Genomic DNA, 24,635 nt, shown 5'->3' with positions numbered 1-24,635 from the left:
GCTCTCGTTTGTGGTCTTGCGTTGTGTAGAGAGTCCAATGACCGAAATGATACGTCCCCGAGTTAAATATGTCATCGGTCCCGATGGCAGCCCGCTTACGATTGCGGATCTTCCGCCGGCCAATACGCGCCGCTGGGTTATCCGTCGTAAGGCAGAGGTTGTCGCCGCGGTTCGCGGCGGCCTGTTGAGCTTGGAAGAAGCCTGCGAGCGTTATACGCTCACCGTCGAAGAATTCCTGTCCTGGCAAGCGTCTATCAACGACCACGGCCTGGCCGGTCTTCGGACCACCCGCATTCAGCAGTACCGCCATTAGGCGAAGTCAGCAGACCACTGTTCATCGGTAAAATCGAAGTGCCGTTGCCTCACCGCAGCGGCACTTTTTATTTGCCCTGGTTTGAAACTTACCGGGACAAGGACGGTTCTCGCCGCGCCAGTTGCGGCAATATGCCGGCGATGATCGCCGAAGCCGCATAGAACCACAGGCCGGGTTGCGTTACTGCCTGCGCGAGGCCGGATGTCTTGGCCGCAAACACCACGAGTGCCACCAGCATCACATCCATCATCGACCATTTCGCAAGATGCGGCATCACGCGCGCGAAAAATCCCGGCTGACGATTGCCGCGAAAGGCTTGCGCGCCGAGCGCCATAAGCTTTGCAACCGGGAAGACAATCGAGAACAGTCCGACGATGAGCGCAAGCGCGACATCGCCCTGCCCCCATAGAGCAGAAACGAGCTCGACCAGCGACGGCGTCTCGCGAAAGAAATACAGCCGGTCGAAGCGAATGATCGGCAGGGAAAGTCCCAGGACCAGAAAAACGCAAGCTGCCGCATAAAGCGAAAACCAGATAAGCCTTCTCATCCGGCACCCATAGCAAAGCTTGGGCCACACGTCTGCCCTGCCGCTCCGTGGGAAAAGTCGAAAAAGCAAAAACGGGGGCACCGTTATGCGGTCCCCTCGTCAAAGTCCTCTCGCTATCGTGTGATGCGCTCGGCTGGCAACCAGCCGTAAGGCATCAGGCGCGGGCGCGCATACCGGTGTCGCGCTCTTCGAGCGCCGACGCCTTTGCAAATTCGGCTTCCGCCTCTTCCAGCGCAAGCTCGGCCGCATCCTGCTGGATCCGAAGTTCCCGGATCGAGACTTGCAGATTGTCGGCCCGCTGGCGGGCAGCCTTGGCAAAAGTTGGATAGGCGAAGTGATTCGGGTCAGAAATTCCCGATTTCTTCTCCTCGACGGTGATCTGGTGCTCCAGTTCCTTCGCCATTCTTTCGAATTCGGCCATCATCGTCTGCAACTGCTGCAGTTGACGACGCTTTTCGTTAACCTGAAAGTTCTTCAGGCGAACAAGATTGTCACGCGATTTCATACGCAATACTCCGTGGATAGCGAGACCCAGGCCGGTAAACCCCTGTTCAATACAGTGCGAGGCTCAAAAAATTTCCGAGGCGTTAACAAATTTGGCGCCGCGTTAACCTTTCATTTACAGGCATCATTAACAATAAGCCTGATCATTTAAGGGTCGGTAAATGCCAAGGCCGGTTTTCGGTCACGACAATGTCGGAGTCGTTTGAATCACTTAGCGGGGTTTCCTCCTCCGCTGAATCAAGCTGGCGATGGCCAATCCTTAAAGTAAAACAGGCTGCTACTAATTTTGCTTAACAAAATGATGCACCTTGCCAGGACCGCTCATAATTTGTTAACCAGTTTCTGGCAGCTTCCAAATCAGGCTCAGTCTGGATCCGTATCGAGTAAGGGGGCATCGGTAACCTTACGCGGCGGTAAAGGGGAAAATTATGCGGGTTCTACTCATCGAAGATGACAGCGCGACGGCCCAGTCGATCGAGCTGATGCTGAAATCGGAAAGCTTCAATTGCTATACGACCGACCTTGGCGAAGAAGGCGTCGACCTTGGTAAGTTGTATGACTACGATATCATTCTTCTTGACCTCAATCTCCCCGACATGTCGGGTTATGAAGTGCTTCGCACTCTGAGATTGTCAAAGGTCAAGACGCCAATCCTGATCCTGTCGGGCATGGCGGGCATCGAAGACAAGGTACGAGGCCTTGGTTTCGGCGCAGACGACTACATGACCAAGCCGTTCCACAAGGACGAACTGGTTGCACGTATCCACGCCATCGTTCGCCGTTCGAAGGGCCATGCCCAGTCGATCATCATCACCGGCGAACTGATCGTGAACCTCGACGCCAAGACCGTCGAAGTCGGCGGCCAGCGTGTGCACCTGACGGGCAAGGAATACCAGATGCTGGAGCTTCTTTCGCTCCGCAAGGGGACCACGCTCACCAAGGAAATGTTCCTCAACCACCTTTATGGCGGTATGGACGAGCCGGAACTGAAGATCATCGACGTCTTCATCTGCAAGCTGCGCAAGAAGCTCGCAAATGCGGCCGGTGGCGCGAACTACATCGAGACTGTCTGGGGCCGTGGCTACGTGCTGCGCGAACCTGACAATGTCGAGCTCGCAGAAACCGCCTGAGCCTGAAAACTTTTCCCTATCCCGGATTGAAGAGCACCCGCGCAAGCGGGTGTTTTTGCGTTTGAGATTGCCGAAAGCGCTGAGGATTGACGAATTCAGCGCGGTGTCCGGATCAAGTTTCCATAAACACGGTTCGAGCTTGTTGCCACTCAACCCAGCAGTTCTCTGGATCGATGTCGAGGTAGCCGCGCTGCTCGTCCATTTTCTGAGCAACATCACGAGAAACTGCGATGACCTCACACGTGTCGGTGATTTCGATGACCTCGTCTTCCGTCAGAGGGCTCCCCTTCGCTCTCTCGCTTTGAAGTAGCGTCGCGATGAGACTGGGTACAGGGTAGAGAACGAGAAGTTCTTCTTCGCTCACAGGACACCTCCGAGACGCGGCTTCACTCAGCGCACGCCGCAAACGCTGAAACTATCAAGCCGCAACAGCAAAGCCGCCGAACACCGATGTCAGGATCTTGCGGTCGAAAGGTTTGAGGAGAAAATCGCTGGCGCCGGCGCGTTTGCCGGCCATCATCTTCTTCAGGTCCGTCTCGATGACGCAGTAGAAGATCTTGACGTCCTTGCCGCGGTCCATTGCCCGGACGGAAGCGATCAGACCGAGCGCGTCGTCGAGGCCTGCATCGACGATCAGGAAGTTCGGCAAGGTTGCACGGCAGCCGGTCAGTGCTTCCTGCGCAGTGCCCGCTTCGGAAACCAGGAAGCCGATCTCCGAGAGAATGCGCTTGCCCACTTTGCGCACGATGTCCGAACTGTCTGCAATCATCATTCGCTGCATCGTGTTTCCCCTGATGCTGTGCCCGTCCCTAGGCAACATCCACCATGACCCGAATGAAGCTAAGAAAGAGTTACGCGTCAGGCGCAGCGCGAAAAGCGCGGGCCGCCTCAGGGCAACCCGCGCTTTTCACATGTCAGAGCGCTTGATCGGGTCTCAGACCTCTTCGGAAACGGCCGGCACTTCGGCAGGGACGGTTTCCGCGATGAATGTGATCTTGTCTTCAGACACCACGTATTTCAAATCCATGCCGCATTCGTCGGCCAGCAGAACCGTGTAATAGGGCTGGATCGTGTGGGCATCGACCGCCTCTTCCATGGCACCCGACAGCACTTCGACGAATTTCGCCGGCACGCGCATCATCCGGCCCTTGATGGTGATGATGAACTTCGCGTCGAATTCCGGGTTTTCGAGTGTCACATCGAGAGAGCCGCCACGCGGAATGCCGCCGTAAGCGACAGTGAAGAGGTTGAGGAGCAGCTTGACCCGGTTCTTCGGGATGATGGCGCGCGGGCCGTTCCAGGAGACTTCCGTCTTCTTTTCGGCGACCGCGAACTCCTTGGCAGCCTTTTCGGCCTCGCCCGTATCGATCGATGCACCAACAGAGCCGGAGGCGCCGAAAGCAAGCCGCGCGAATTTCAGACGCACCGAGGCGTTCATGGCCGATGTACGGATCAGGTCGAGCGCATCCGCGTCGGCGGCTCCCTCATCGAGAAGCTCCAGGCCATTGTTGATGGCTCCGACCGGCGAGATGATATCGTGGCAGACCCGGCTGCAGAGGAGAGCTGCCAGATCCGGACCGCCGAGGGTTAGATTGGGATTTTTAGGCATGCGTGTCTCCGGCTGGATGAAAATATTCCCTCGCGCATGTGCCACAGCAACATTGCGCGGGGATTGTCGACGGTCAATGTGTATAGGTGCCGCCATAATGACACCATTTGTGGTAAACCGATTGTTAACGTCATGCCGCCAAGATAGAGGCGGCTTAAGCATGACGCTTGATAACGGAAGATTTAACAAACGGACTTCAATATGCGCCGCCAGAACCTTTCCGCCTTCGCTCGCTTTGCCACCGCTTTCGTGGTCATGGCAACCGCTTTCTGTGTCACAATCGAAAGGGCATCCGCCCAGCAGAATGCTTCGCAGTATTCGATGCAGGAAATTGTCGATGCCGGCCACGGCTTTTTCGGCTCCACCAGCGGCGGTCTCGCCAAGGTGGTGGAAAACGCTTTCTCGAAATACGGCCTGCCCAACGGTTACATTCTCGGCCAGGAAGGCTCCGGGGCCTTCATCGCCGGCCTGACCTATGGCGAAGGCCAGCTATACACGAAGAATGCCGGACAGCATCCGACCTACTGGCAGGGCCCATCGCTCGGCATCGATTACGGCGGCCAGGGCACCCGCGCCATGATGCTGGTCTATGACCTGCCGACGGTCGATTCGCTCTATGCCCGCTTCGGCGGCGTTTCCGGCTCGGCCTTCGTAGTCGCCGGCGTCGGGATGACTGTCCTGCGCAACAACAACGTGATCCTGGTGCCGATCCGCACCGGCCTTGGCGCCCGTCTCGGCATCAATGTCGGCTATCTGAAGATGACCCGCGAAGCCACCTGGAACCCCTTCTGAGCGGCAGGCTGACACCTCCACCGGGCGAGCCCACTTGCCGGGTGCAGGCGCCCGTGCTTAAAAAGAGCCTGTCCGCTCCAGACACAAAGAACGGCTTTCCGTGATCCAATACGCACTCCTGTTTGGCCTGGGTTTCCTCAGCGCGGCGCTGCTTGCCATCCTGATTTCGCCGGCGATCCACAGGCGGATCGTGCGCTACACGGAAAACCGCATCCGCGCGACACTGCCGATCAGCCCTGAGGAAGTGCGTGCCCAGCGTGATATGGCACGTGCCGTCTATGCGGCGGAAAACGCCCGGACCTCTCAGGAACTGATCCAGGCGCGCGAGAAAAACACCCGCCTGATGCTCGATATCGAGGCGCTGAACGCGACCATCCGCACGCTTGAAGACGACCGGCAGGACCTGAAGATGCAGGCCGACACGCTGGATGTCGAGGCTGCCGCCACCCGCTCGCGTCTTCGCCAGGAAGACAGCTATATCCAGGAGCTGAAGGTGGCGCTGGAACAGTCCCACGACGACCTGCGGATGCGCGATGTCGAGATCGGCGAACGCCAGCAGCACGTTGCCCGGCTGATTGCCGATACGGACAATTTCCGCATCGACCTCTCGTCTCATGCGGCAGAGATGGAAGGGCTCAAGGCCCGGATCGGCAATCTTCGCGACGAACGCGAGACGCTGCGCACGGAAATTCGCGACATGACCACCCGCGCCAAAGAAGCCGAGAGCAAGGTCAAGCTGGAAGAGCAACGCCGGATAGCGCTGCAGGAAAGGCTGGACCGGGAGATCGCCGAGGGTGCCGACAGGGCAGAGGCGCTGGACCGCCGTCAGCAGGAAATCGAACGGCTGCGCGAAAAACTGAAAACTGCCAATGCGGAAGCCCGTGACGCGAGCCGGGCCCTGCGCAAAACCGGGTCGCCAGCCGGATCAAAACCGAAGTCGAATTCAGGCAAGATCAACACGCCCGGTCCCGAAGACATCCAGGCGGCGCATCTCCTCGAGGAGGGTGTGTTAGCCGTCGCCCGCCCGACGGGCATGGACCCAGAGCCCACCATGATGACAGCTGCGATGATGACGCCGGCCATGATCGATCTCGCAGAAGATGCCCGCAACCGGGCGACCGCAGTGTCGGAACGGCTTTTAAAGAGTCGCGATGGCGCTAACGATGCAGCACTTCGGCAGGAGCTTGCAACCATCGCTGCAAGTCTTGTGGCGCTCACGGCCGCGCGCGAAGGCAAAGCCTCGCCGATCAACACGATCCTGTCTGGAAAATCCGGCAACAGCGATCGCGAAAGCCTGGCTGCCAAGGCCAAGAAGGCCATGGCGAAACTGAACGAGCAGTCGTCGTCCTGAACGACACCTGAAATCCCTAGAGCCGGCCCTGCCGCATGGCGATCTCGTAGAGCGCGATGCCGGTCGCGGTTGCGGCGTTGAGACTGTCCAGTCCCGGCATCTGGGCAATGCGCGCGGTCTTGACCGCAGACAGGATATGCGCCGGCAGTCCGTCGCCCTCGGTTCCGGTGATCAGTGCCATCTTCGGATGCGCCGGTACGTCGCGGATTTCGGCGTGTCCGGCAGGCGATAAGCCCCAGATCGCGAAGTCGCGCGACATCAGGGCGTCCAGAAGCTCCGTCATCGTCCCGGTGCGTGCATAGGGCACCGAGAGCACGGAGCCGACAGAAACCCGCAGCGACTTTCGATAGAGCGGATCGCAGCAGGCGGCATCGAGCAGCACCGCATCGGCGCCGAAGGCGGCCGCATTGCGGAAGATCGAGCCGATATTGTCGTGGTTGGAAATGCCGAAGGCCGCAACGACCAATGCCTTTTCCGGCAGGTTCTGCAGGAGGTCCGCAATCGACGGCTCCTCAGCCCTGCGACCGATCGCCAGCACGCCGCGGTGGAGGTGGAAGCCGACAATCCGGTCGAGAACGGCAGAGGATGCGACATAGACCGAAACATCGTCAGGGAAACGGCCAAGGATGTCTTCCAGCCCGGACACCCGATTTTCCAGAAGCAGAAGCTTCTCCGCGACGAAGCCGGACTTGGCCCGGTGGGCCTGCGCCAGCATGCGCAGCACCACCGTGCCCTCGGCGATAAACCGCCCGCCCCTGCCCGTCAGGTCGCGATCGCGGACCGCCTGAAATTCGGCGATCCGCGGGTCGTCCGCATCCTCGATGCGGATTGTCTCCATCACGGACCGGTAGCGATCGTCACGTCGGCGACGATCCGGCCGAGCACGATGTCGAACACGAACACCTTGCGGGAGCCGTTGAGCTGGCCGAGGAAGACGAGCTGGCTGCCGGACATCGACACATTGTCGATTTGGAAACCGGTCGGCAGTGCGGCGGTGGCCTTCAGCGGCTGGTCCGACGGAACGGTGAAACTTCCGGACGTCGCGACCGTTGCGGGGCCGTCTGCGGGACGCTGGGAGATCTTGTAGACAATCGCGGCGAGGACCGCCATAAAGCAGACAAACAGGATCCCGCCCGAAACGAGCTGCAGAAGCACCATCTTCCGGCGGATTCTCTCCATCGCCGGATCAAGCGGCTCTTCCTTTTCCTCGACTTCTGGTTGGGGCATGAATTGTCCTTATGCGTGCAAGATTGCGAATTGACGGAAACCGGAATGAACGACCCCTTTAAACAAGCCGAAGCCCCGAGGAAAGTCCTGACTGCCGATGAGGCAGCAGAAGGGCGGTTGGATGCGTGGCTGACACAGGTTCTGGACGGCGAATTCTCCAGAAACCGCATCAAGGCGCTGATCGAACAGGGTGTCGTACTGCTGAACGGCAAGGCCTGCACCGAGCCGAAGAAGAAGGTGTCGCCCGGCGATCAAATCGAGATCACATTGCCGGAACCGGAAGATCCCGAACCCAAGGGCGAGGATATTCCGCTCGATGTTCTCTATGAAGACGAGGACCTGATCGTCATCGCCAAGCCGCCGGGTCTCGTGGTGCATCCCGGCGCCGGCAATTGGACCGGGACCCTCGTCAACGCGCTGATCTACCACTGCGGCGACACACTATCGGGCATCGGCGGCGTCAAGCGGCCGGGCATCGTCCACAGGCTCGACAAGGATACGTCGGGCGTCATGGTCGCTGCCAAGAACGACCTGGCGCATCGCCACCTGGCCGACCAGTTCGCCGACCATGGCCGTTCCGGTCCGCTGGAACGCGCCTATATGGCGGTCGTCTGGGGTCGCCCGAAAGGTTTGAAGGGCACGATCGACGCACCGCTCGGCCGCGCCGGTGGAGACCGGACGAAACGCGCCGTCACCCGCGAGAATGCCGCAGACGCGCGCGAAGCCGTGACCCATTACGAAGTCATCGAGCGCTTTCACGAAACGCCTGAGGCAACCTCTCTGGCAGCGCTGATCGAATGCCGGCTGGAAACCGGCCGCACCCACCAGATCCGCGTCCACATGGCCCATATCGGCCATCCCCTCATCGGCGACCTCGATTATGCCGGTGGCTTCAAGACCAAGGTCAACAAGATCCCCGAGCCCGCCCGCACCGTCGTCAGCGCCTTCCCGCGCCAGGCGCTGCACGCCTATCTGCTTGTGTTCGAACATCCCCGCACCGGCGAGGTGATGGAATTCGAGGCTCCGATCCCCGACGACCTGGAACAGTTGATCGAAGCCCTGCGGCAATGACGGCCTGACCGTCGCCGGAAGTCCGATCGATCATTACGCATTTGTAATGTCATAACGTTGGTGTGAACGCTTGAATCGCTGTTCCGCCACACTTATCTGACACTTGCATTGGTGCGGGGTCGGGAACGATCCGCGCCATAATCGGTTCGCCGTAAGGGCAGATGAAATCTGCCGGGAACCGACAACGATCGGAAAGGGGTGCTTCATGGCCCGTAACAATCTGCCTTCGATTACCGCCGGCGAAGCCGGTCTCAATCGCTATCTCGACGAAATCCGCAAATTCCCGATGCTGGAGCCACAGCAGGAATACATGCTCGCGAAGCGTTACGCTGAGCATGGCGACCGCGCTGCCGCCCACAAGATGGTGACGAGCCACCTGCGTCTCGTTGCAAAGATCGCCATGGGCTATCGCGGCTACGGCCTGCCGATCGGCGAAGTCGTGTCGGAAGGCAATGTCGGTCTGATGCAGGCCGTCAAGAAATTCGACCCGGAACGCGGCTTCCGTCTGGCGACCTATGCAATGTGGTGGATCAAGGCCTCGATCCAGGAATACATCCTGCGCTCCTGGTCGCTGGTCAAGATGGGCACGACCGCCAACCAGAAGCGGCTGTTCTTCAACCTGCGCCGCCTCAAGGGCAAGATCCAGGCGATCGAGGAAGGCGATCTGAAGCCGCACCAGGTGACCGAGATCGCCACCAAGCTGAACGTATCCGAGGAAGAAGTGATCTCGATGAACCGCCGCCTCTCCGGCGACGCTTCGCTCAACGCCCCGATCCGGGCTGCTGAAGGCGAAGCCGGCCAGTGGCAGGATTGGCTGGTCGACGATCATGAGAGCCAGGAAGCGGTCCTGATCCAGCAGGACGAGCTCGACACGCGCCGCCGCATGCTCGGCAAGGCACTTGCCGTGCTGAACGAACGCGAGCGCCGCATCTTCGAAGCCCGCCGTCTGTCGGAAGACCCGGTGACGCTCGAAGAACTGTCGACCGAGTTCGACATCAGCCGCGAACGCGTCCGCCAGATCGAGGTCCGCGCCTTCGAAAAGGTGCAGGATGCGGTGCGCAAGGAAGCCCTCGCCCAGGCCCAGGCATTGCGCGTCGTCGACGCGTAACGAGAGACACCAGCACTCGCAGACCGAAGGCCGCATTTTGCGGCCTTTTTCTTTGACCGGAGCCATGGGAGTTCGCAACGGGAGGCTGGAAATGGAAAAGGGCCGCTCTCGCGACCCTTCTCGTATGACCTATGTCCTGCGACCGGTCGATTACTGGCCCGTCTGGCCGCCGGCCTGGCCCCATTCGCGGATGGCCTCGTTGAACGCCTTTTCGCCTTCAGGCCCCTTCTGGAGCGTGAACAGCGCGCGGCGTCCGTTGCGATAGGCGACCGGGATGTCGATCCAGTTGCGGGTGCGCAGCAGCTCCATATTGGTGTTGCGGGCATCCGGGAAATCGTTGAGTGCGATCATGTGGAAGTCGTCGGTGATCTTGGCCGGAACCGCGATCAGGGCGTTGCCGCGATCCTGCTCGGATGTCTTCATCGCAATGCGCTGGACGCTGTCGATTGCACCGCCCTCGAAGTCCGGCGGGACGGCAAAGACGATCTCGATCAGATGGCTCGCGGGCAGCGACGGATCCGAGTTGCGCTTGAACGTCACAAGCGCGGTCAGACCACGACCGGGTATGGTGATGCGGGCCTGGACTTCAGCCTGAGGCGGACCGCCGTTGGAACCCGGTTCGCGCTGCAGAGACCAGGAAACGCTTCCGTCGATCGCGGTCGGCGCGGTCTGGCCAAGACGCTCTTCATAGAGGAACATCTTTTCGCCGGAGACCGCAGGGGTCGCTGCCGGATTGGCGTCGGGGGCAGGCGCTGCAGGTGCGCCGGGCGCGGTTGCAGCCGTCGCGGCAGCACCAGGCGCCGCAGGCGGCGTGGTCGGCGGGGCGTTGAGCTGCGCCACCGACTGCCCTTCGGCGTTCTGGGCAAGGCTTCCGGCCGAACCCGGACCTTCATCCACCTCTGTGCCATCCGGCATCAGACGCTGGGTGAATTTCGGGCTGGCGGTCGAACCGTCCGCGGCTGGCGGCGGGCTCGTCTGACCGGCGGACTGGCCATTTGCCTGTTGCGTCGAAGGCGTCGGGTTGGCCGGCGCTGCTGCCGGAGCCGTAGTTGCGTTCCCGGAGGCCGGTTGCGAGGTCGCGGGCGTTTCAGCGGTCGAGACCGCCGTGTCCGTCGAGGAAGATGGCATGAAGCCTTCGACCATCTCGCTCAGCGCGTCGCGGTTCATCCAGGCGGCATAACCAGCGCCACCCAGCAGCAGAAGGCCGACCAGTCCGAGTGCGAGGCCACCGTAATTGCGCTTGCGCGTCGTCGTCACCCGGTATGGCTTAGCCGGGGTCGGCATCAGGTCTTCGAGATTGTCATCCGACTGGGCCTGTCTCGGGCTCGAGGCGGCAGCGCCGGCGCCGGCAATTGCCGCGCCCTTGCTGTACCCGATCAGGTCATCCAGATCGCTCCAGGGATCCTTCTCGTGATCCTTGCCGGCAGGTTTTTGTGCCTGCTCATCCGCTTTTGCGTCAAGCTGGTAGCCCGCGAAGAAATCGTCGCTGTCGTCTTTGCGCCCGGTCTCCGTCCCGGTCTGGCCGAAACTTGGGAGCTCAGCGACCGATGGCATGCGAACTGCATCGGCAGAAACATGGGTTTCCTGGTCGAAATGCGCGTCGACGCGATCACCACTGTTTAGATCGGCCTGCGGCTGGTTCTGATGGACCGGCTCGACGGGACCGGCCGGCACCAGTTCCGGAACGTCGTCCCAGGCGGCTGCGGCGGTGTTTTCGGAATGCGCCGGCTCATGCCAGGTGGGCTCTTCGAAAAGCGGCGCATGTTCCGTGCGCGCTGGCTCCGCACTGGTCTGCGGTGGCCACTGGACGTGGGCGACGTCATCGTCCTGATGGGCAGCCGAGTAGGGAAGATCATCATCCCGCTCGTTTGCAACAGGCTCGTCGACAGTCCCGGGATACTGCTCGATCGGCGCGTCGACGGAATGTGCCCGGCCGTCATCGGCCACAGGTTCGTTGTGGACCTGCTCATCGCGTTCACTGACGGCAGCGACATCACCGACCGGCCATCCACCTTGATGAACAGTGTCCTGCTCCTCGGACGGCGCAGGCTCTTCGTAAAGCGGACGCTCTTCGTAGGCCGTGCGTGCCCCATACGTCTCCGGCTCTACAGCCGGTTCGTAATGGGCAACGTCAGGTTCGCGTTCTTCGGCTGCAACAGGAGCAACAGGCTCGTGCCGTTCCTCATAGAGCGGAGGCTCGTCATACGAATAGCCAGCCGGCTCGGTAGCGGCGAGCGGTGCTGCCTGTTCGGGCTCTTCGCCCGGAGCGGGTGCCGGTTCCTGCTCGGGCTCCGCTGGAGCCGGCAACACCGTCTCTTCAGCGGGCGCAGGCTGGCCAGCGGCAAATTCGTCGTCGGCAAAACCAGCCTCGTTCTCGAACGGCGCCAGCGCCTCCGCGTGCTCGCTCTCGACTTCGACGATCGCCGTTTCGAGCTTGTCCATCTGCCGCCGGAGCATTTCTTCCGGCGGCCGCGGCTTCATGTTCTCGAGCTGCCGTTGAACGGCACCACGCGCTTTTTCATATACTTTCGCGCGGGCTTCAGGCGAGTTTGTCGCCAGACCATCAACAGCGCGGCGGATCACCGCTACAAAATCTGCCATCAGCACTTCTCATTGTCGCCGGGCTCAAGCCGGCTGAATGGATAATCAATAGTTGACATTAATCTTCAAACGGGTCCGTCACAAGTATGGTGTCGTCGCGTTCCGGACTTGTGGAAAGTAGCGCAACTGGCGCGCCAATCAATTCCTCAACCTGACGAACGTATTTGATCGCCTGTGCCGGCAGGTCCGCCCAGGACCTTGCACCAACGGTCGATTCCTTCCAGCCTTCCAGCGTCACGTAGATCGGCTCGACCCGAGCCTGTGCCGCCTGGCTTGCGGGAAGATGGTCAATCCGCTGGCCGTCGAGCATGTAGCCGACGCAGATCTTCAGTTCTTCCAGACCGTCGAGAACGTCGAGTTTCGTCAGCGCGATCCCGGTGATGCCGTTGGTCGCGACCGACTGGCGAACCAGCGCCGCGTCGAACCAGCCACAGCGACGCTTGCGACCCGTGACGGTGCCGAACTCATGGCCCTTTTCACCGAGGAACTGGCCGATCTCGTCATGGAGTTCGGTCGGGAACGGGCCTTCACCAACGCGCGTCGTGTAGGCCTTCGTGATGCCGAGGATGTAGCCCAGCGAGCCCGGGCCCATGCCGGAACCGGCAGCAGCCTGGCCGGCAACCGTGTTCGACGACGTCACGAATGGATAGGTGCCGTGGTCGATGTCGAGCAGCGAGCCTTGCGCGCCTTCGAACAGGATGCGCGAGCCCTTGCGGCGCTCCTTGTCCAGCAGTTCCCAGACCGTTTCGCGGAACGGCAGAACCTGTTCGGCGACCGAGGTCAGTTCCTGCATGATCGTCTCATGGCTGACTTCCGGCTCGCCCAGACCGCGGCGCAGCGCGTTGTGATGGGTGAGGATGCGATCGACCTTGGCCGACAGCGTATCGAGGTCGGCGAGATCCATGACGCGGATCGCACGACGGCCGACCTTGTCTTCGTAAGCCGGGCCGATGCCGCGGCGGGTGGTGCCGATCTTGGTGCCGGTGTTGGATGCCGCATCTTCGCGCAGGCCGTCAAGCTCGCGGTGCAGCGACAGGATCAGCGTCGCGTTGTCGGCGATGCGCAGCACGTCCGGGGTGACCTTGACGCCCTGCCCGTCGAGCTTTGCGATTTCAGCGACCAGCGCGTGCGGATCGACGACGACGCCGTTGCCGATAACCGAAAGCTTGCCGCGGACGATACCGGAGGGCAGTAGCGACAGCTTGTAGCTGACACCGTCGATGACGAGCGTATGGCCGGCATTGTGGCCGCCCTGGAACCGAACGACGATATCCGCCCGTTCAGAGAGCCAGTCGACGATCTTGCCCTTGCCCTCGTCACCCCACTGCGAACCAACCACGACTACATTCGTCATCTTTGCTTTCCTGCGTTTCGGGCCTGCCCTTCAAGCACGCCACGGCGCCGCGACAGCACCGCTGCTCTGAGACAGCGGCGTTGCGAGCGCCAGATAGAGTTCTCTCCCACAAGGGCGCTCGTCCGAAACCGCGCCGGACCCGCCCCTGCAAACGCGCGCATCTATAATGCCTTGGCCCGAGGAAAGCGACCTGTTTGTGAATGCTGGACGGTTTTTGCGTGACAATTTGCAAATTCCCACGCTATGGCCCACGCCAAGCGTTCCGGCCAAGGTCGGCGCCGACGAAAGACGATAGGGCAAGGACGGGCCGTCGATACGGCACGCGGAGGAGATTATCGTGTACCGCAGAGCCTATATCTTCCTGATCGTTGCGACGCTGTGCTGGGGCGGCAATGCGGTCGCGGGCAAGCTTGCCATCGGTCATATCAGCCCGATGCTCCTGACCTTCTGGCGATGGGCGTTCGCGACCGTCATCATTTTCGCGATCTCCATACCCGATCTTCGCCGCGATTGGCCCGTGATCCGGTCGAACCTGCCGCTTCTCGCCTTTCTCGGCCTCGTCGGCTACGTCGTCTTCAATGCGGCGCTCTACACCGCGGTCAATTACACCACGGCGATCAACGTCACCGTCGAGCAGACGCTTATTCCGGTGCTGATCTTCCTGTTCAATTTCGTGCTGTTCCGGATGAAAGTATCCTGGCTGCAGATCGTCGGCTTCGCGCTGACCCTGATGGGCGGGCTTTTGACGGCAGCCCATGGCGACCTGTCGACCATCGTCACGCTCAGCGTCAATTTCGGCGATGCGGTCATGATGATCGCGATCGTCGCCTATGCGGTCTATACGGTGACGCTGCGTTTTCGCCCGGCCATCAGCTGGCGCAGCCTGATGGCAATCCCGGCGCTGTTCGCCCTGCTCGGCAGCATTCCCGCCGCCGCGTGGGAATATTCGGCTGACCGAATGATCTGGCCGGACGCCAACGGCTGGATCATCGCAGTCTACACCGCCGTCTTCGCATCGCTGATCGCGCAGGTGCTCTATATCCGCGGCGTCGAGGAGATCGGTGCCAACCGGGCCGGCCTGTTCATCAATCTGGTGCCGGTTTTTGGCACCCTGCTTTCGGTGATCGTGCTTGGCGAAAACCTGCAGGCATTCCACATCGTGGCGCTGGTTCTGGCGCTTGGCGGCATTGCCATCGCAGAATGGGGAAAGCCCGCACAGCGATAGACGCGAACGGGCGACAACTTGGAAAAAAAGGGCCGGCAGCGTCAGGGCACGTCGACGCCACCGGCCAGCAGGGTCAGTGAGCTTTAGATATCGTAATGGTCGGCAGTGGCAGCTGGCGAAGACAGAGCATCGCTAGCCTTCGTGGTCTCGGTCATCGTCTGGGCAGTCCTGTCGACCGTCAGGCCGCCATGCGAGAGCACGATGTCGCCGCGCGGCGTTGCAACAACTAGGACCCGTTCGATCCGGCCCTCGTCGTTGAGAGCGTAGCCGATCGTCAGGTTGCGGCTATCCCAGCCGATGGAAACGAGATGGTCGCGCTTGAGATCGGCGCAATCGAGGCAGAGATCCTGATCGGCAGCAAGGTCGTCGGCGAACGTGTCGAGATAGCCGTCGACGGCTGCAAGCTTGCCGTCGACCGCGTCGTTGACGCGCTTCAGTTCGTGGGCCTGATCGATGGTAAATTCGGAAATCGTGTTGGAGCCTTCAGCGCCATGGGTACGGTTCTGGGCGACCTGCATGTGGAGAGCGGAAACGCCTGAGAGCGAGCGGGCAAACGAGCCCGGACCTGCAGCATTGGCTTCCTTGCCTGCAACCAGCGCGGTCAGTACGATCGCGGAAATGATGAGCTTCTTGATCATGGCCCGTACCCTGTTTGGCGGATGGCTCTGTTGCCATCTCGTTTCGTTATGGGACGACCATACGCAGCCAGGTTTGCGGCGCGCTTAAACGAATAGATGCAATTTTATTGAAATCCATTTTTTTTCCCGCGCTGGCACACAAAAGGAATTGGCGCGCAATAGCTGGAACCAACGGCACCTGGGGCGGTTTGGTAACTGTGAGGACAACAAGAAGGAAACACTCCCATGAGCATTAAACTATTCAACGTCGCAGCCCTTTCGCTCGGTCTCGCAACCTCGGCTTTTGCACAGACCAGCGGCTCCGGTTCGGGCGGCAATGACGGATCCGGAAGCACCGGCAAGTCGATGCCGATGTCCGGTGTCGAACAGACCGCGCCGACAACGTCGCTGCCGGGCGTGGATTCGTCCTCGACCAACAGCACATCCGGCACAACGCCATCGACCAACTGCCAGGCAGGCACGATGAAGGATCCGGGCGTGGCTTCCGGCAACAACTCGAATCCGGGCGCCAGCACCAACACTGGTACCGCCGGTGGAGCCATGATGACCATGGAAACCAATCCAACTTGCTGATCGCCCTCTGGCGTATCGCAGACATGATCAAGGCCGCTCCATTGAGCGGCCTTTTTCTGTCGTTATCGGGGCTTCCGCGAACGCCCCTGTTACTGCGCTATAAAACTTCTCTGCGCAGTTCGTGTATGTGAAAACATACTCATGAATTGGAGAGATCTTCGTGCTATGTGTGCAGGCCGAGGCAACCGATCGGGCAACCTGGATGAAGCCGATGATCAACCGCATTCTATGGGCGCTGGCCGCCCTCGCCTACGGTGTCGCCACCGTGGTCGCGTTTATCGTGCTTTTGCCCGCAGCGCTGATCCAGTCAGCCTTCTCCAAAAAAGTGATGGTCGAGGACCGCGAACGATACCTCGACGATTAGTCCGAGTCTCCGCAACCCCTTCAATGTCGACGATCGCAAACCATCGCGCCGAGGCGAGCGCGTGGAGCCTTTCGGCTGCTTTCTGGGCCGTTAAACTTTTCGTTAAGTTTTAGTGGCATTGTTCCAGTCTGAAACCTCAGAGATAGAGCCTTAAGTCCAAGCCTGAAAGAACGCGCGATGCGTAATGCGTTTTACATCGCCCTTCTGATGATGTCCCTCACGGCTTGCGCCTCCGCGCCGAGCCGGATCGGAGATGCCTGCGCGATTTTCGAGCAGAGAGACGGGCTTTTCAACAACTGGGCCCGCCAGGCGCGCGCAGCAAGCCGCGAATACGGCGTGCCGGTCCCGATCCTGATGGCGACGATCTACGTCGAGTCGAGTTTCCGCGCCCGCGCCCGCCCGCCGCGCAAATATGTGCTCGGCATCATTCCCTGGGGCCGTATCTCTTCGGCCTATGGCTACGCACAGGCGCTGGACGGAACCTGGGACGGTTACCGCAAATCGACGGGTCGCTGGGCCGCCAGCCGCAGTGACTTCGGCGATGCCATCCGCTTTGTCGGCTGGTATCACCACCAGAGCCATATCCGGAACAACATCCCCCTCAGCGATACCTACAACCTCTACCTCGCCTACTATACCGGCCACGGCGGCTATGAGCGCGGCCAGTTCGGCGGCGGGGTTCGCCAGACCGCAAAGAAATCTGCCGCCATGGCAGCCAGATACGAGGCGCAACTGCGCCGTTGCGGATACTGAACCTTGGTTCCCGTGCAGGCTAAGCTGCACACGGCCTAATAGCCGACAACGATGCGGGTGTTAGCGGTTCCATACCGGCTCGTCAGCGCGAAAAAGGTTGCGGCATTTTCCGGATGCAGCCTGATACAGCCATGGGAGGCTGGTCGACCGAGGCGCTTGGTATCGAACGTCGCATGCACGGCATAGCCGCCATTGTAGAACACGGCGAACGGCATTGGCGCGTTGTCGTACTTGCGCGACCTGTGGCTCCTCGAGAGCCATTTTGCGCTCCAGCTGCCGAGCGGCGTGCTGTAGCCTTTCCGAGCGGTCGATACCGGCCACCGGTAGACATCAACACCGTCTTCGCTCACCGTCATCGTCTGGGACGACAGGCTGACGCTGGCGACCAGGCCGGCGGACAGTGCGGACGACGCAAAGACAAGCGCACACGAAAACAGTGCAGCTCCAACCATGTAGTGGCGCATGAAATGTCCCCCGGAAAGCCCCTTACCCTGAAAGGACATCATCACTTTGCGAGAAACGTTTCAATATAGTCTAGCGTGCCCGTCGTTGATTATTTCGAATTTTGTTTAATCGGCACAGTAAATTTCGAAAACAAGGCATGAACTGACAAGATTATTACCATTTTATCCTGATAGTATCGTGGCAAAGCGAGATCCGCCCTAAAATACCTTTGCAGCCGTCACCTCGACCTCGACCAGAAATTCCGCGCGGGTGAATCCGCCGACGATGATCAGCGTCGAGACTGGCTTTGGGTCGAGCGTGAAACGATCGCGCACCGCCATGTAGGCCTGGAAGTCCTCGCGCCTCGTCACGAAGCCGGAAATGCGGATGACGTCGGCATAGGTCATCTTGGCCTCGTCAAGGATCGCCCCAATCGCCTTAAAGCAGAGTTCTGCCTGGGCGGTAACATCGGCCGGGATCGCATCGTCAAGGCCAATGCCGAGCTGGCCCGAGGTGACCATCAGACTGGCGCCTGGCGGCACGAGCAGACCGTGATTGTAGGCGCCGAACGGCTGACGGACGGATGGCGGATTGAATGTCGTCTTCATCGAGGAGTGCTACTCTCTTCAAAGCATGGCAATGGCGCACTAGACCTCTCAACGGCCGACGCTGCAAGCCAACCCTCCCCTGAAAACGAGCCTGGGACGGGGCAAAGAGCAGGCGACCTGATCCCTTGCGGCCTCAATGCCTGATGGTATGATCGCAGCGACGAAGATACGGGGTTGGGGATGGCGGAGCAAACAATTCAATGGTGGCGCTATCCGCGGCTGGCGCTTGGCATTCTTGGCAGCGACAAGTCGTTTCGCAAAAACCCGCTGATCGGCCATCCGCACCTGAACGAGCTTGGCCTGCATCGGGAGCGGGTGCGGATAGCCGCTCGGATGGCAGACTACCGTCGCCGCATCCTGGGGTCACAGGTCAGACCGGAGGAACGCAGCGCGTTTGATCGCGACGGGTTCGTGATCCGGCAAAACGCATTGCCGCAGGACGTCTTCCTGCGCATCCGCGATTTCCTCAAGAGCGAGCCTCTGCCGGCACGCGAGATGCGGCAGGGACAGGCGGTGACGCGGATGATTCCGATCGGCCCGACAGCGCTGAAGCGCCTGCCGGATCTGGCTCGCTTCAGCCACAATCAGTCGATCGCCGGCCTCCTGCGCTATGTCGGCGGTGCCGGCGGCGATCCGATCCACTTCATCCAGACGGTGATTGCCGAACCGGCGCTGGCCAAGGCCGATCCGCAGACCGCACTGCACGCGGACACGTTTCACTCGACCTCCAAGGCCTGGCTGTTTCTCGATGATGTGGAGGCGGACAACGGTCCCTTCGTATTCGTGCCGGGCAGCCACAAGCTGACGGAAAAGCGGATCGAATGGGAATATCGGCAAAGCCTGATCGCCAGTACGGACAACCGCGCCCATCACGCGGACGGATCATTCCGCATCACGCCGGAAGAGCTGACCACGCTTGGTGATTTCGAGCCGAAGAAGGTGACTGTGCCGGCCAATACGCTTGTCGTTGCCGATACCTATGCGTTCCATTCGCGCGCGGTCAGCTTCAAGCACACGATGCGGGTGGAACTGCATGCCTATCACCGCACCAATCCGTTCTCGCCGCTGCCCTTCTCACCGCTGAGCCTGGTTCCCGGCCTGCACGACCGCCGCCTCGATCTCTATCTCGGCCATTCCGACCGCAAGGCAAAGCGCGCCGGCAGAAAGCCGACATGGCAGGATGTCGGCGAGTGCACGGCCTATTCCGAGCCGCATATCTGACGGCTAAGCCAGGCCCGCGGATCTGCGGGCCCGGCGATCTCAATTATTCGCCGCGGGCACCATAGGGCGCCAGAAACGTCTTGATCGCTTCGATCTCGTTCGGGCGAATCTCGTGGCCGCTGGCATGCCATTCCAGCGTGACCTCGTCACCGGCCGCGCGGAGATAGTCGGCAAGTGCCTGCGTCTGCGGCACCGGGCAGATCGGGTCCCGCTCGCCGGCGGTGATCAGCACATGCGCCTTCTCACCCGTCGTGCGCGCAGGCGGCGTGAACGGGATGAGCGGATGCATCAGCACGCCCGCCTCAAACAGGCCGGGCCTTTCGATCATCACATTGGCAAGAATGTTGGCGCCGTTCGAAAACCCGAGGCCAAGCACGGTCGAGGATTCGTAGCGGTCGCGATTGGCTTCCACGAAGTCAGACATCCGCTTAGTCGCACGGGCGAGATCGTCGAGATCGTAGACCCCTTCCGCCTTGCGGCGGAAAAAGCGCGCCGCCCCATGCTCGGCGACGTCGCCGCGCGGAGAGACGATCGTAGCACCCGGCACGAGCCGGCTCGCAAAATCGAAGAACTGGTTCTCGTCGCCGCCGGTGCCATGAAAGGTAAACAGGATCGGCGCACCGGGTGCACCGGGCCGCGCCCGGTGCACATAACTGTCGAAACTCATCGTCTCTCTCCTTAGGCCAGCGGTTCCAAGTGCTCCTCGAGCGTCGAGCGCAGATGCTCGTGCTGGGTCGGCAGCTTCAGGGCCTCGCCCAGATGCGCGGTATCCTCGTCGCGGTCGAAACCGGGTTCATTGGTCGCGATCTCAAACAGCACGCCGCCGGGCGTGCGGAAGTAGATGGCCCAGAAGTAATCGCGGTCGATCACCGGCGTGACCTGGTACCCCGTATCCATCAGTGCCTTGCGGACTTCGAGCTGCTTTTCACGGTTTTCGACCGCAAACGCCAGGTGATGCACGGAGCCGGCACCGAGACGTGCGCCCGAAATATTCGGCATCGTCTCGACGTCGATAAAGTCGGCGCCGTTACCGCCGGGCATGCCGAACCGCGTGACACCGTCTCTGGCATCAACCTGTTCATAGCCCATGAACTTCAAGAGCTCGGCATTGGCACCGTCGTCGCGCAGTCTGAGCGACGCTGAATGAAAGCCGCGGATCGCTTCGTCGGCACCGACGCCGTTGCCCGTCCACTGGGCGCGGTCGTCATCCTTGACTTCGACCAGCGCAAACCCGTCGCCGTCTGGACCTGCAAACTGCAGGCGCTTTTCGCCAAAGGCTTCGTCGGCCTTCAAACCATCGGCACCGGCTTTGGTCAGACGATCCGTCCAGTAGCCGAGCGAGCCCTGCGGTACAGAGAATACGGTCGTGCCCACTTCGCCTGAGCCGGGGCGGCCCCTGGCGATATGCGGGAACGGGAAATAGGTCATGACCGAGCCGGGCGTGCCGATTTCGTCGCCGTAATAGAGATGATAGACGTCAGGCGCATCGAAGTTGACGGTCTTCTTGACCCGGCGCAGGCCGAGCGTATCGGTGAAGAACCGGTTGTTGGTGGACGCGCTGGCCGCCATCGACGTGACGTGGTGGAGGCCCTTGATCTGGTTAATCATGTCAAACCCCTTTTCAATTTGTCGGCTCGGGAGCGAGCCGTTGTCTGGGGTGATAATTGGTGATCGCATGCGAATTGGATAGAGGATCACATCCGAACGGATTGTTCATTTTTCGTTGACGAGGTGACCTAAGCGTTCACCGCTCAGACGGTTTCCGGCAGCTGCCAATCGACAGGATCCTTGCCGATGGACTGCAGATACTCATTCGCCTTGGAAAACGGCTTCGAGCCGAGAAACCCGTTATGAGCGGACAGCGGCGACGGGTGGGCGGACTTGATGACTAGGTGCCGTTCCTCATCGACAAAAGCCGCCTTCTTCTGGGCATAGGCTCCCCAGAGAATGAAGACGACGCCGTCGCATTCCTCGTTGACGGTGCGGATGACAGCGTCCGTGAAGCGTTCCCAACCCTTGCCCTGATGCGCCGCGGCCTTGCCCTCTTCCACGGTCAGCACGCTGTTCAAAAGCAGCACGCCCTGTTCGGCCCAATGCTCGAGAAAACCGTGCTTGGCCGGCGCGATGCCGAGATCCGCTTCCATCTCCTTGTAGATGTTCACAAGTGACGGCGGGATACGCACGCCGGGCCGGACGGAGAAGCACAGGCCATGCGCCTGGCCTTCCCCGTGATACGGGTCCTGTCCGAGGATCACCACCTTCACCTCATCGAGCGGCGTCAGGTCAAGTGCACGGAAATACTCCGAACCCTTTGGAAAGATGAGCTTTCCCGCCTTCTTCTCGGACACAAGGAAGCTCTTGAGATCGGCCATATAAGGATCCTCGAACTCTGTTTCGAGCGCGAATTTCCAGGTTTCCTCGAGCTTGATATCGCCGTCCGCCATACAGGTGTCCTTTAGGTGAAACGTCCGCCGCGCTGGATGACTTCGGTCCTGTAGCCATCCGGATCGGTGACGAAGAAGAATTTTGCAAACGGCCGGCCTTCATGCGGCATGTCCGCAAGCTTGCCCACCGTCAGGCCCAGTTCGGAGAAGCGCTTGTGTTCCGCCTCGACATCCTCGACCGTCACCGCCAGATGGCCGTAACCGTCTCCAAGGTTGTAGGGTTCAGAACGATTGCCGTTGACCGTCAGTTCCAGTTCGAAACCGGTTTCGAGATTGGAGAGGTAGATCAGCGTGAACTCTGCGAACGGCCGGCGATCGGCGACCTTCAGGCCGAACGCGTTGTCGTAGAACTCGACCGAGCGAGCTTCGTCCAGCACGCGGATCATCGAGTGCACCATCTTTGCCATGAGGGGCGCTCCCTATTGGAGGATGTGGTTGGACTTGGAGTGCCAGTCCCAGGCGGAGCGGATAATGTCTTCCAGGGAATATTGCGGCTCCCAGCCGAGCACGGCCTTGGCCTTGTCGTTGTTGGCGACGAGCGAGGTGGAATCGCCTTCGCGGCGGCCGACATATTCGACCGGGAACGGCTTGCCCGACACATCGGAGATGGCGTCCAGCAGTTCCTTGACAGTGGTGCCGGTGCCGGTGCCGAGATTGAGCTCAACCGTATCGCCGCCGGCGAGCAGGTAGTCGACCGCGCGTACATGCGCGTCGGCCAGATCGAGCACGTGGATATAGTCGCGCACGCAGGTGCCGTCACGCGTGTCGTAATCGTCGCCGAACACCTTGAAGCCCTGGCGACGGCCAAGCGCTGCCTCGATGGCAAGCGGGATCGCATGAGTTTCGGGCGTATGCCATTCGCCGATCCGGCCTTCGAAATCGGCACCGGCCGCGTTGAAATAGCGCAGCATGACCGATTTCAGGTCCTTGTAGGTGCCGTAGTCCTTCAGCACCTGCTCGATGATGAATTTGGTGCGGCCGTAAGGGTTGATCGGCGCCTGCTTGTGAGTCTCGTCCATCGGCACCCGGTCTGGAAGACCGTAAGTTGCGCAGGTCGAGGAGAACACGAAGGCCTTCACGCCAGCGTCGATCGCGGCCGACAGAAGCGTCAGCGCACCGATGACATTGTTGTCGTAGAAACCGACCGGGTTCTTGACGGATTCGCCGACTTCGATCAGCGCAGCGAAATGCAGGATGGCGTCCGGCTTGTGCTTGGCGAGCACTTCGTCGAGCCGTGCACGGTCGCGGATATCGCCCTGTTCGAGCTCGCCCCAACGCACGAATTCCGCATGACCGTTGGAAAGATTGTCGAAAACGACGGGCTCGTAACCCCGGTCCGCCAGCACGAGGCACGTATGGGACCCGATATACCCTGCCCCACCAACGACAAGCACCTTTTCCTTAGACATCATCGCTCCTGCTTCTTCGAAATCGGCGGCACTATACCGACAGGGTTTCAAATGGGAAGGGTAGAGGCCATATCAGGGGTCCCGCTCCCCATGGCAGAACACCAGACAGCATCCCCGTGCAGTTGATTCTTTACATGAAGACGGGCGCCGCGAACTTGTCTATCCTTGTCAGCAGATTCCCGTAGGTCCTTTGATGCGTTACATCTTTCTCAGTCTCGGCTGGCTGTTCGTGGGGCTTGGCGTGATCGGCGCCTTCCTGCCGATCCTGCCGACGACGCCGTTCCTGCTGCTGGCCGTCGCCTGCTTTGCGCGGTCCTCGCCGAAGCTGGAAGCGTGGCTGATGAACCACAAGACGCTCGGCCCGCCGCTCCGAAATTGGCGCGAGCGCGGCGCTATTTCGCGAAGGGCAAAGGTCACGGCGATCTCGCTGATGGCCGTCAGCTATACCGGCTTCTGGTTCGGCTCGCACCCGGCAGCCTGGCTCGCCATTCTGGTGGCCGCGCTGATGATCGGCCCGGCCATCTTCATGCTGACGCGACCGGACGCCTGAGCTAGCGATGCCGCGACTGCGGCAGAACGTAAGGCACATGCGCTGCCGGCACGCGACCGACGGCACCGGCGATGCCATAGACGGAAGCAATCATCTCGTCGCTCACGGTGTCATGGCAGGGACCTTCCGCAACCACGCAGCCGTGGTTCAAAACCACCAAATGGTCGGCAAATTCCGCGGCAAGGTTGAGGTCGTGCAGGATGGCGAGAACCATGCCACCGGCAGCCGCAAAATCGCGGGCGGTTTCCAGCACCGAGATCTGGTGGCCCAGATCGAGACTGGCGGTCGGCTCGTCGAGAAACAGCGCGCACGGCACGCCGTCGACCACCGCCCTTGGCACCTGCGCCAGCGCGCGGGCAAACTGGACGCGCTGCTGCTCGCCGCCGGACATCGACGGATAGGGCCGGCTTTCGAAACCGCGCAGGCCCACCCGTGCCAGAGCCTTGCGCGCTTCCTCTCCCGGATTGAGCGAACCGTTGGCAACCGCACCCATGCGGGCGATCTCCAGCGCCGAGAAGGGAAAGGCCAGCTGCGTCGCCTGCGGTAGCACCGCTCGGCGCCTCGCCAGATCGACCGGCTTGCAGGCCGCCACATCGGCACCGTAATAGGAAACATGCCCGCTATCCGGCACCATCTCGCCGGACAGGACCTTCATCAGCGTCGATTTTCCGGCACCGTTCGGGCCAATCACCACGCTGAAACGGCCGGGCTCCAGCGTTAGGCTGACTTGATCGATCAGCTTGCGACCGGCGCGGCTGACGGTGACGTTTTCTGCCCTGATCATGCCCGTCCTCCTCGT

Annotated in this window: 30 protein-coding genes; 12 read left to right on the top strand and 18 right to left on the bottom strand. The window is 60.9% G+C overall.

All coding sequences use genetic code 11. From position 1 onward, the window contains the following. Positions 1–37 precede the first annotated feature (37 nt). Positions 38–313 (top strand): DUF1153 domain-containing protein, encoded by a 276-nt coding sequence (locus ASG19_RS08305; protein ID WP_062455190.1) that lies wholly within the window; start codon positions 38–40, stop codon positions 311–313. An 88-nt stretch (positions 314–401) separates the two neighbouring features. On the opposite strand, the gene ASG19_RS08300 is transcribed toward ASG19_RS08305, so the two are convergent. Together ASG19_RS08300 and ASG19_RS08295 are read right to left on the bottom strand one after the other, a co-directional pair. After that, entirely contained in the window at positions 402–860 is a 459-nt protein-coding gene (locus ASG19_RS08300) for a paraquat-inducible protein A (RefSeq protein ID WP_062455188.1), read from the bottom strand. Positions 861–1,014: 154 nt separating this feature from the next. Beyond that, positions 1,015–1,365 (bottom strand): hypothetical protein, encoded by a 351-nt coding sequence (locus ASG19_RS08295; RefSeq protein ID WP_062455186.1) that lies wholly within the window; start codon positions 1,363–1,365, stop codon positions 1,015–1,017. A 427-nt stretch (positions 1,366–1,792) separates the two neighbouring features. Here ASG19_RS08295 and ctrA point away from each other — a divergent pair, with 427 nt between their 5' ends. Next, a complete protein-coding gene (gene ctrA / locus ASG19_RS08290) occupies positions 1,793–2,494 on the top strand; it encodes a cell cycle two-component system response regulator CtrA (protein ID WP_062455185.1) in 702 nt (233 codons plus the stop codon). Positions 2,495–2,606: 112 nt separating this feature from the next. On the opposite strand, the gene ASG19_RS08285 is transcribed toward ctrA, so the two are convergent. The 3 genes from ASG19_RS08285 to ASG19_RS08275 form a co-directional block, all read right to left on the bottom strand. Continuing rightward, on the bottom strand, positions 2,607–2,858 hold the full coding sequence (locus tag ASG19_RS08285) for a hypothetical protein (protein WP_062455183.1): 252 nt from the start codon (positions 2,856–2,858) through the stop codon (positions 2,607–2,609). 54 nt (positions 2,859–2,912) lie between these two features. After that, positions 2,913–3,275, bottom strand: coding sequence for a response regulator (locus ASG19_RS08280; protein WP_062455181.1), 363 nt, complete (start codon positions 3,273–3,275; stop codon positions 2,913–2,915). A 153-nt stretch (positions 3,276–3,428) separates the two neighbouring features. After that, on the bottom strand, positions 3,429–4,103 hold the full coding sequence (locus ASG19_RS08275) for a histidine phosphotransferase family protein (protein WP_062455179.1): 675 nt from the start codon (positions 4,101–4,103) through the stop codon (positions 3,429–3,431). A gap of 255 nt (positions 4,104–4,358) precedes the next feature. On the opposite strand from ASG19_RS08275, the gene ASG19_RS08270 reads away from it, so the two are divergent. Together ASG19_RS08270 and ASG19_RS08265 are read left to right on the top strand one after the other, a co-directional pair. After that, the gene (locus ASG19_RS08270; RefSeq protein WP_062457827.1) at positions 4,359–4,895 is read left to right on the top strand and encodes an EipA family protein; all 537 of its coding nucleotides are present in this window, start codon (positions 4,359–4,361) and stop codon (positions 4,893–4,895) included. A 100-nt stretch (positions 4,896–4,995) separates the two neighbouring features. Beyond that, entirely contained in the window at positions 4,996–6,246 is a 1,251-nt protein-coding gene (locus ASG19_RS08265) for a hypothetical protein (RefSeq protein WP_062455177.1), read from the top strand. 16 nt (positions 6,247–6,262) lie between these two features. Here ASG19_RS08265 and ASG19_RS08260 read toward each other — a convergent pair whose 3' ends face one another. After that, positions 6,263–7,084, bottom strand: coding sequence for an RNA methyltransferase (locus ASG19_RS08260; protein ID WP_062455175.1), 822 nt, complete (start codon positions 7,082–7,084; stop codon positions 6,263–6,265). Beyond that, positions 7,084–7,473, bottom strand: coding sequence for a hypothetical protein (locus tag ASG19_RS08255; protein ID WP_062455173.1), 390 nt, complete (start codon positions 7,471–7,473; stop codon positions 7,084–7,086). Before ASG19_RS08255 ends, ASG19_RS08260 begins: the two co-directional genes overlap by 1 nt. 45 nt (positions 7,474–7,518) lie before the next feature. Between ASG19_RS08255 and ASG19_RS08250 the strand changes: the two genes are divergently transcribed. Continuing rightward, positions 7,519–8,544, top strand: a complete 1,026-nt coding sequence (locus ASG19_RS08250) for an RluA family pseudouridine synthase (RefSeq protein ID WP_062455171.1) — start codon at positions 7,519–7,521, stop codon at positions 8,542–8,544. Positions 8,545–8,749: 205 nt separating this feature from the next. After that, a complete protein-coding gene (rpoH, locus tag ASG19_RS08245) occupies positions 8,750–9,652 on the top strand; it encodes an RNA polymerase sigma factor RpoH (RefSeq protein WP_062455169.1) in 903 nt (300 codons plus the stop codon). A gap of 150 nt (positions 9,653–9,802) precedes the next feature. Here rpoH and ASG19_RS08240 read toward each other — a convergent pair whose 3' ends face one another. Both ASG19_RS08240 and ASG19_RS08235 read right to left on the bottom strand, forming a co-directional pair. Then, on the bottom strand, positions 9,803–12,253 hold the full coding sequence (locus tag ASG19_RS08240; protein WP_062455167.1) for a hypothetical protein: 2,451 nt from the start codon (positions 12,251–12,253) through the stop codon (positions 9,803–9,805). 58 nt (positions 12,254–12,311) lie between these two features. Further along, a complete protein-coding gene (locus ASG19_RS08235) occupies positions 12,312–13,607 on the bottom strand; it encodes an adenylosuccinate synthase (protein WP_062455165.1) in 1,296 nt (431 codons plus the stop codon). A 337-nt stretch (positions 13,608–13,944) separates the two neighbouring features. Between ASG19_RS08235 and ASG19_RS08230 the strand changes: the two genes are divergently transcribed. Beyond that, positions 13,945–14,832: a DMT family transporter gene (locus ASG19_RS08230; protein WP_062455163.1), complete on the top strand. Its 888-nt coding sequence runs from the start codon at positions 13,945–13,947 to the stop codon at positions 14,830–14,832. Between the two features lie 83 nt (positions 14,833–14,915). Here the strand turns inward: ASG19_RS08230 and ASG19_RS08225 are convergent, their stop codons facing one another. Beyond that, positions 14,916–15,470 (bottom strand): transglutaminase-like cysteine peptidase, encoded by a 555-nt coding sequence (locus ASG19_RS08225; RefSeq protein WP_062455161.1) that lies wholly within the window; start codon positions 15,468–15,470, stop codon positions 14,916–14,918. Between the two features lie 225 nt (positions 15,471–15,695). Here ASG19_RS08225 and ASG19_RS08220 point away from each other — a divergent pair, with 225 nt between their 5' ends. The 3 genes from ASG19_RS08220 (at position 15,696) to ASG19_RS08210 (ending at position 17,160) form a co-directional block, all read left to right on the top strand. Next, entirely contained in the window at positions 15,696–16,043 is a 348-nt protein-coding gene (locus tag ASG19_RS08220; RefSeq protein WP_062455159.1) for a hypothetical protein, read from the top strand. Between the two features lie 160 nt (positions 16,044–16,203). Then, entirely contained in the window at positions 16,204–16,407 is a 204-nt protein-coding gene (locus ASG19_RS08215) for a hypothetical protein (protein WP_156466456.1), read from the top strand. Between the two features lie 177 nt (positions 16,408–16,584). Next, a complete protein-coding gene (locus tag ASG19_RS08210) occupies positions 16,585–17,160 on the top strand; it encodes a hypothetical protein (RefSeq protein WP_062455153.1) in 576 nt (191 codons plus the stop codon). Positions 17,161–17,195: 35 nt separating this feature from the next. Here ASG19_RS08210 and ASG19_RS08205 read toward each other — a convergent pair whose 3' ends face one another. Together ASG19_RS08205 and ASG19_RS08200 are read right to left on the bottom strand one after the other, a co-directional pair. Further along, the gene (locus ASG19_RS08205) at positions 17,196–17,624 is read right to left on the bottom strand and encodes a L,D-transpeptidase (protein ID WP_062457824.1); all 429 of its coding nucleotides are present in this window, start codon (positions 17,622–17,624) and stop codon (positions 17,196–17,198) included. A 198-nt stretch (positions 17,625–17,822) separates the two neighbouring features. After that, positions 17,823–18,212 carry a RidA family protein gene (locus tag ASG19_RS08200; protein WP_062455152.1) on the bottom strand — a complete coding sequence of 130 codons (390 nt, stop codon included), beginning with the start codon at positions 18,210–18,212 and terminating at the stop codon, positions 17,823–17,825. 180 nt (positions 18,213–18,392) lie between these two features. On the opposite strand from ASG19_RS08200, the gene ASG19_RS08195 reads away from it, so the two are divergent. Further along, the gene (locus ASG19_RS08195; protein WP_062455151.1) at positions 18,393–19,433 is read left to right on the top strand and encodes a phytanoyl-CoA dioxygenase family protein; all 1,041 of its coding nucleotides are present in this window, start codon (positions 18,393–18,395) and stop codon (positions 19,431–19,433) included. A 43-nt stretch (positions 19,434–19,476) separates the two neighbouring features. Here ASG19_RS08195 and ASG19_RS08190 read toward each other — a convergent pair whose 3' ends face one another. The 5 genes from ASG19_RS08190 to galE all read right to left on the bottom strand — a co-directional run bounded on the left by ASG19_RS08190 (position 19,477) and on the right by galE (position 23,286). Beyond that, complete coding sequence (locus ASG19_RS08190) at positions 19,477–20,100, bottom strand: alpha/beta hydrolase (protein WP_062455150.1); 624 nt, start codon at positions 20,098–20,100, stop codon at positions 19,477–19,479. Positions 20,101–20,111: 11 nt separating this feature from the next. Beyond that, a complete protein-coding gene (locus tag ASG19_RS08185) occupies positions 20,112–21,041 on the bottom strand; it encodes a VOC family protein (RefSeq protein WP_062455149.1) in 930 nt (309 codons plus the stop codon). Between the two features lie 143 nt (positions 21,042–21,184). Beyond that, positions 21,185–21,877, bottom strand: coding sequence for a uracil-DNA glycosylase (gene ung, locus ASG19_RS08180; RefSeq protein ID WP_062455148.1), 693 nt, complete (start codon positions 21,875–21,877; stop codon positions 21,185–21,187). 11 nt (positions 21,878–21,888) lie between these two features. Beyond that, positions 21,889–22,284 (bottom strand): VOC family protein, encoded by a 396-nt coding sequence (locus ASG19_RS08175; protein WP_062455147.1) that lies wholly within the window; start codon positions 22,282–22,284, stop codon positions 21,889–21,891. 12 nt (positions 22,285–22,296) lie between these two features. Then, positions 22,297–23,286 (bottom strand): UDP-glucose 4-epimerase GalE, encoded by a 990-nt coding sequence (gene galE / locus ASG19_RS08170; RefSeq protein WP_062457821.1) that lies wholly within the window; start codon positions 23,284–23,286, stop codon positions 22,297–22,299. A 193-nt stretch (positions 23,287–23,479) separates the two neighbouring features. Here galE and ASG19_RS08165 point away from each other — a divergent pair, with 193 nt between their 5' ends. Then, entirely contained in the window at positions 23,480–23,836 is a 357-nt protein-coding gene (locus ASG19_RS08165; protein ID WP_062455146.1) for a YbaN family protein, read from the top strand. 1 nt (position 23,837) lies between these two features. On the opposite strand, the gene ASG19_RS08160 is transcribed toward ASG19_RS08165, so the two are convergent. Then, entirely contained in the window at positions 23,838–24,620 is a 783-nt protein-coding gene (locus tag ASG19_RS08160) for a heme ABC transporter ATP-binding protein (RefSeq protein ID WP_062455144.1), read from the bottom strand. Positions 24,621–24,635 lie beyond the last annotated feature (15 nt).

Origin of the sequence: Rhizobium sp. Leaf306, from assembly GCF_001423425.1 — a bacterium.
In the GTDB taxonomy this organism is placed as follows: domain Bacteria; phylum Pseudomonadota; class Alphaproteobacteria; order Rhizobiales; family Rhizobiaceae; genus Neorhizobium; species Neorhizobium soli.
The sequence above is the reverse complement of the archived record's forward strand: the minus strand, read 5'-3'. Positions and strand labels throughout refer to the sequence as shown.

Coding starts and splice junctions, on each gene's coding strand:
- ASG19_RS08305 (WP_062455190.1), top strand. CDS start 38: ATGACCGAAATGATACGTCCCCGAGTTAAATATGTCATCGGTCCCGAT.
- ASG19_RS08300 (WP_062455188.1), bottom strand. CDS start 860: ATGAGAAGGCTTATCTGGTTTTCGCTTTATGCGGCAGCTTGCGTTTTT.
- ASG19_RS08295 (WP_062455186.1), bottom strand. CDS start 1,365: ATGAAATCGCGTGACAATCTTGTTCGCCTGAAGAACTTTCAGGTTAAC.
- ctrA (WP_062455185.1), top strand. CDS start 1,793: ATGCGGGTTCTACTCATCGAAGATGACAGCGCGACGGCCCAGTCGATC.
- ASG19_RS08280 (WP_062455181.1), bottom strand. CDS start 3,275: ATGCAGCGAATGATGATTGCAGACAGTTCGGACATCGTGCGCAAAGTG.
- ASG19_RS08275 (WP_062455179.1), bottom strand. CDS start 4,103: ATGCCTAAAAATCCCAATCTAACCCTCGGCGGTCCGGATCTGGCAGCT.
- ASG19_RS08270 (WP_062457827.1), top strand. CDS start 4,359: ATGGCAACCGCTTTCTGTGTCACAATCGAAAGGGCATCCGCCCAGCAG.
- ASG19_RS08260 (WP_062455175.1), bottom strand. CDS start 7,084: ATGGAGACAATCCGCATCGAGGATGCGGACGACCCGCGGATCGCCGAA.
- ASG19_RS08255 (WP_062455173.1), bottom strand. CDS start 7,473: ATGCCCCAACCAGAAGTCGAGGAAAAGGAAGAGCCGCTTGATCCGGCG.
- ASG19_RS08250 (WP_062455171.1), top strand. CDS start 7,519: ATGAACGACCCCTTTAAACAAGCCGAAGCCCCGAGGAAAGTCCTGACT.
- rpoH (WP_062455169.1), top strand. CDS start 8,750: ATGGCCCGTAACAATCTGCCTTCGATTACCGCCGGCGAAGCCGGTCTC.
- ASG19_RS08240 (WP_062455167.1), bottom strand. CDS start 12,253: ATGGCAGATTTTGTAGCGGTGATCCGCCGCGCTGTTGATGGTCTGGCG.
- ASG19_RS08235 (WP_062455165.1), bottom strand. CDS start 13,607: ATGACGAATGTAGTCGTGGTTGGTTCGCAGTGGGGTGACGAGGGCAAG.
- ASG19_RS08225 (WP_062455161.1), bottom strand. CDS start 15,470: ATGATCAAGAAGCTCATCATTTCCGCGATCGTACTGACCGCGCTGGTT.
- ASG19_RS08220 (WP_062455159.1), top strand. CDS start 15,696: ATGAGCATTAAACTATTCAACGTCGCAGCCCTTTCGCTCGGTCTCGCA.
- ASG19_RS08210 (WP_062455153.1), top strand. CDS start 16,585: ATGCGTAATGCGTTTTACATCGCCCTTCTGATGATGTCCCTCACGGCT.
- ASG19_RS08205 (WP_062457824.1), bottom strand. CDS start 17,624: ATGCGCCACTACATGGTTGGAGCTGCACTGTTTTCGTGTGCGCTTGTC.
- ASG19_RS08200 (WP_062455152.1), bottom strand. CDS start 18,212: ATGAAGACGACATTCAATCCGCCATCCGTCCGTCAGCCGTTCGGCGCC.
- ASG19_RS08195 (WP_062455151.1), top strand. CDS start 18,393: ATGGCGGAGCAAACAATTCAATGGTGGCGCTATCCGCGGCTGGCGCTT.
- ASG19_RS08190 (WP_062455150.1), bottom strand. CDS start 20,100: ATGAGTTTCGACAGTTATGTGCACCGGGCGCGGCCCGGTGCACCCGGT.
- ASG19_RS08185 (WP_062455149.1), bottom strand. CDS start 21,041: ATGATTAACCAGATCAAGGGCCTCCACCACGTCACGTCGATGGCGGCC.
- ung (WP_062455148.1), bottom strand. CDS start 21,877: ATGGCGGACGGCGATATCAAGCTCGAGGAAACCTGGAAATTCGCGCTC.
- ASG19_RS08175 (WP_062455147.1), bottom strand. CDS start 22,284: ATGGCAAAGATGGTGCACTCGATGATCCGCGTGCTGGACGAAGCTCGC.
- galE (WP_062457821.1), bottom strand. CDS start 23,286: ATGTCTAAGGAAAAGGTGCTTGTCGTTGGTGGGGCAGGGTATATCGGG.
- ASG19_RS08165 (WP_062455146.1), top strand. CDS start 23,480: ATGCGTTACATCTTTCTCAGTCTCGGCTGGCTGTTCGTGGGGCTTGGC.
- ASG19_RS08160 (WP_062455144.1), bottom strand. CDS start 24,620: ATGATCAGGGCAGAAAACGTCACCGTCAGCCGCGCCGGTCGCAAGCTG.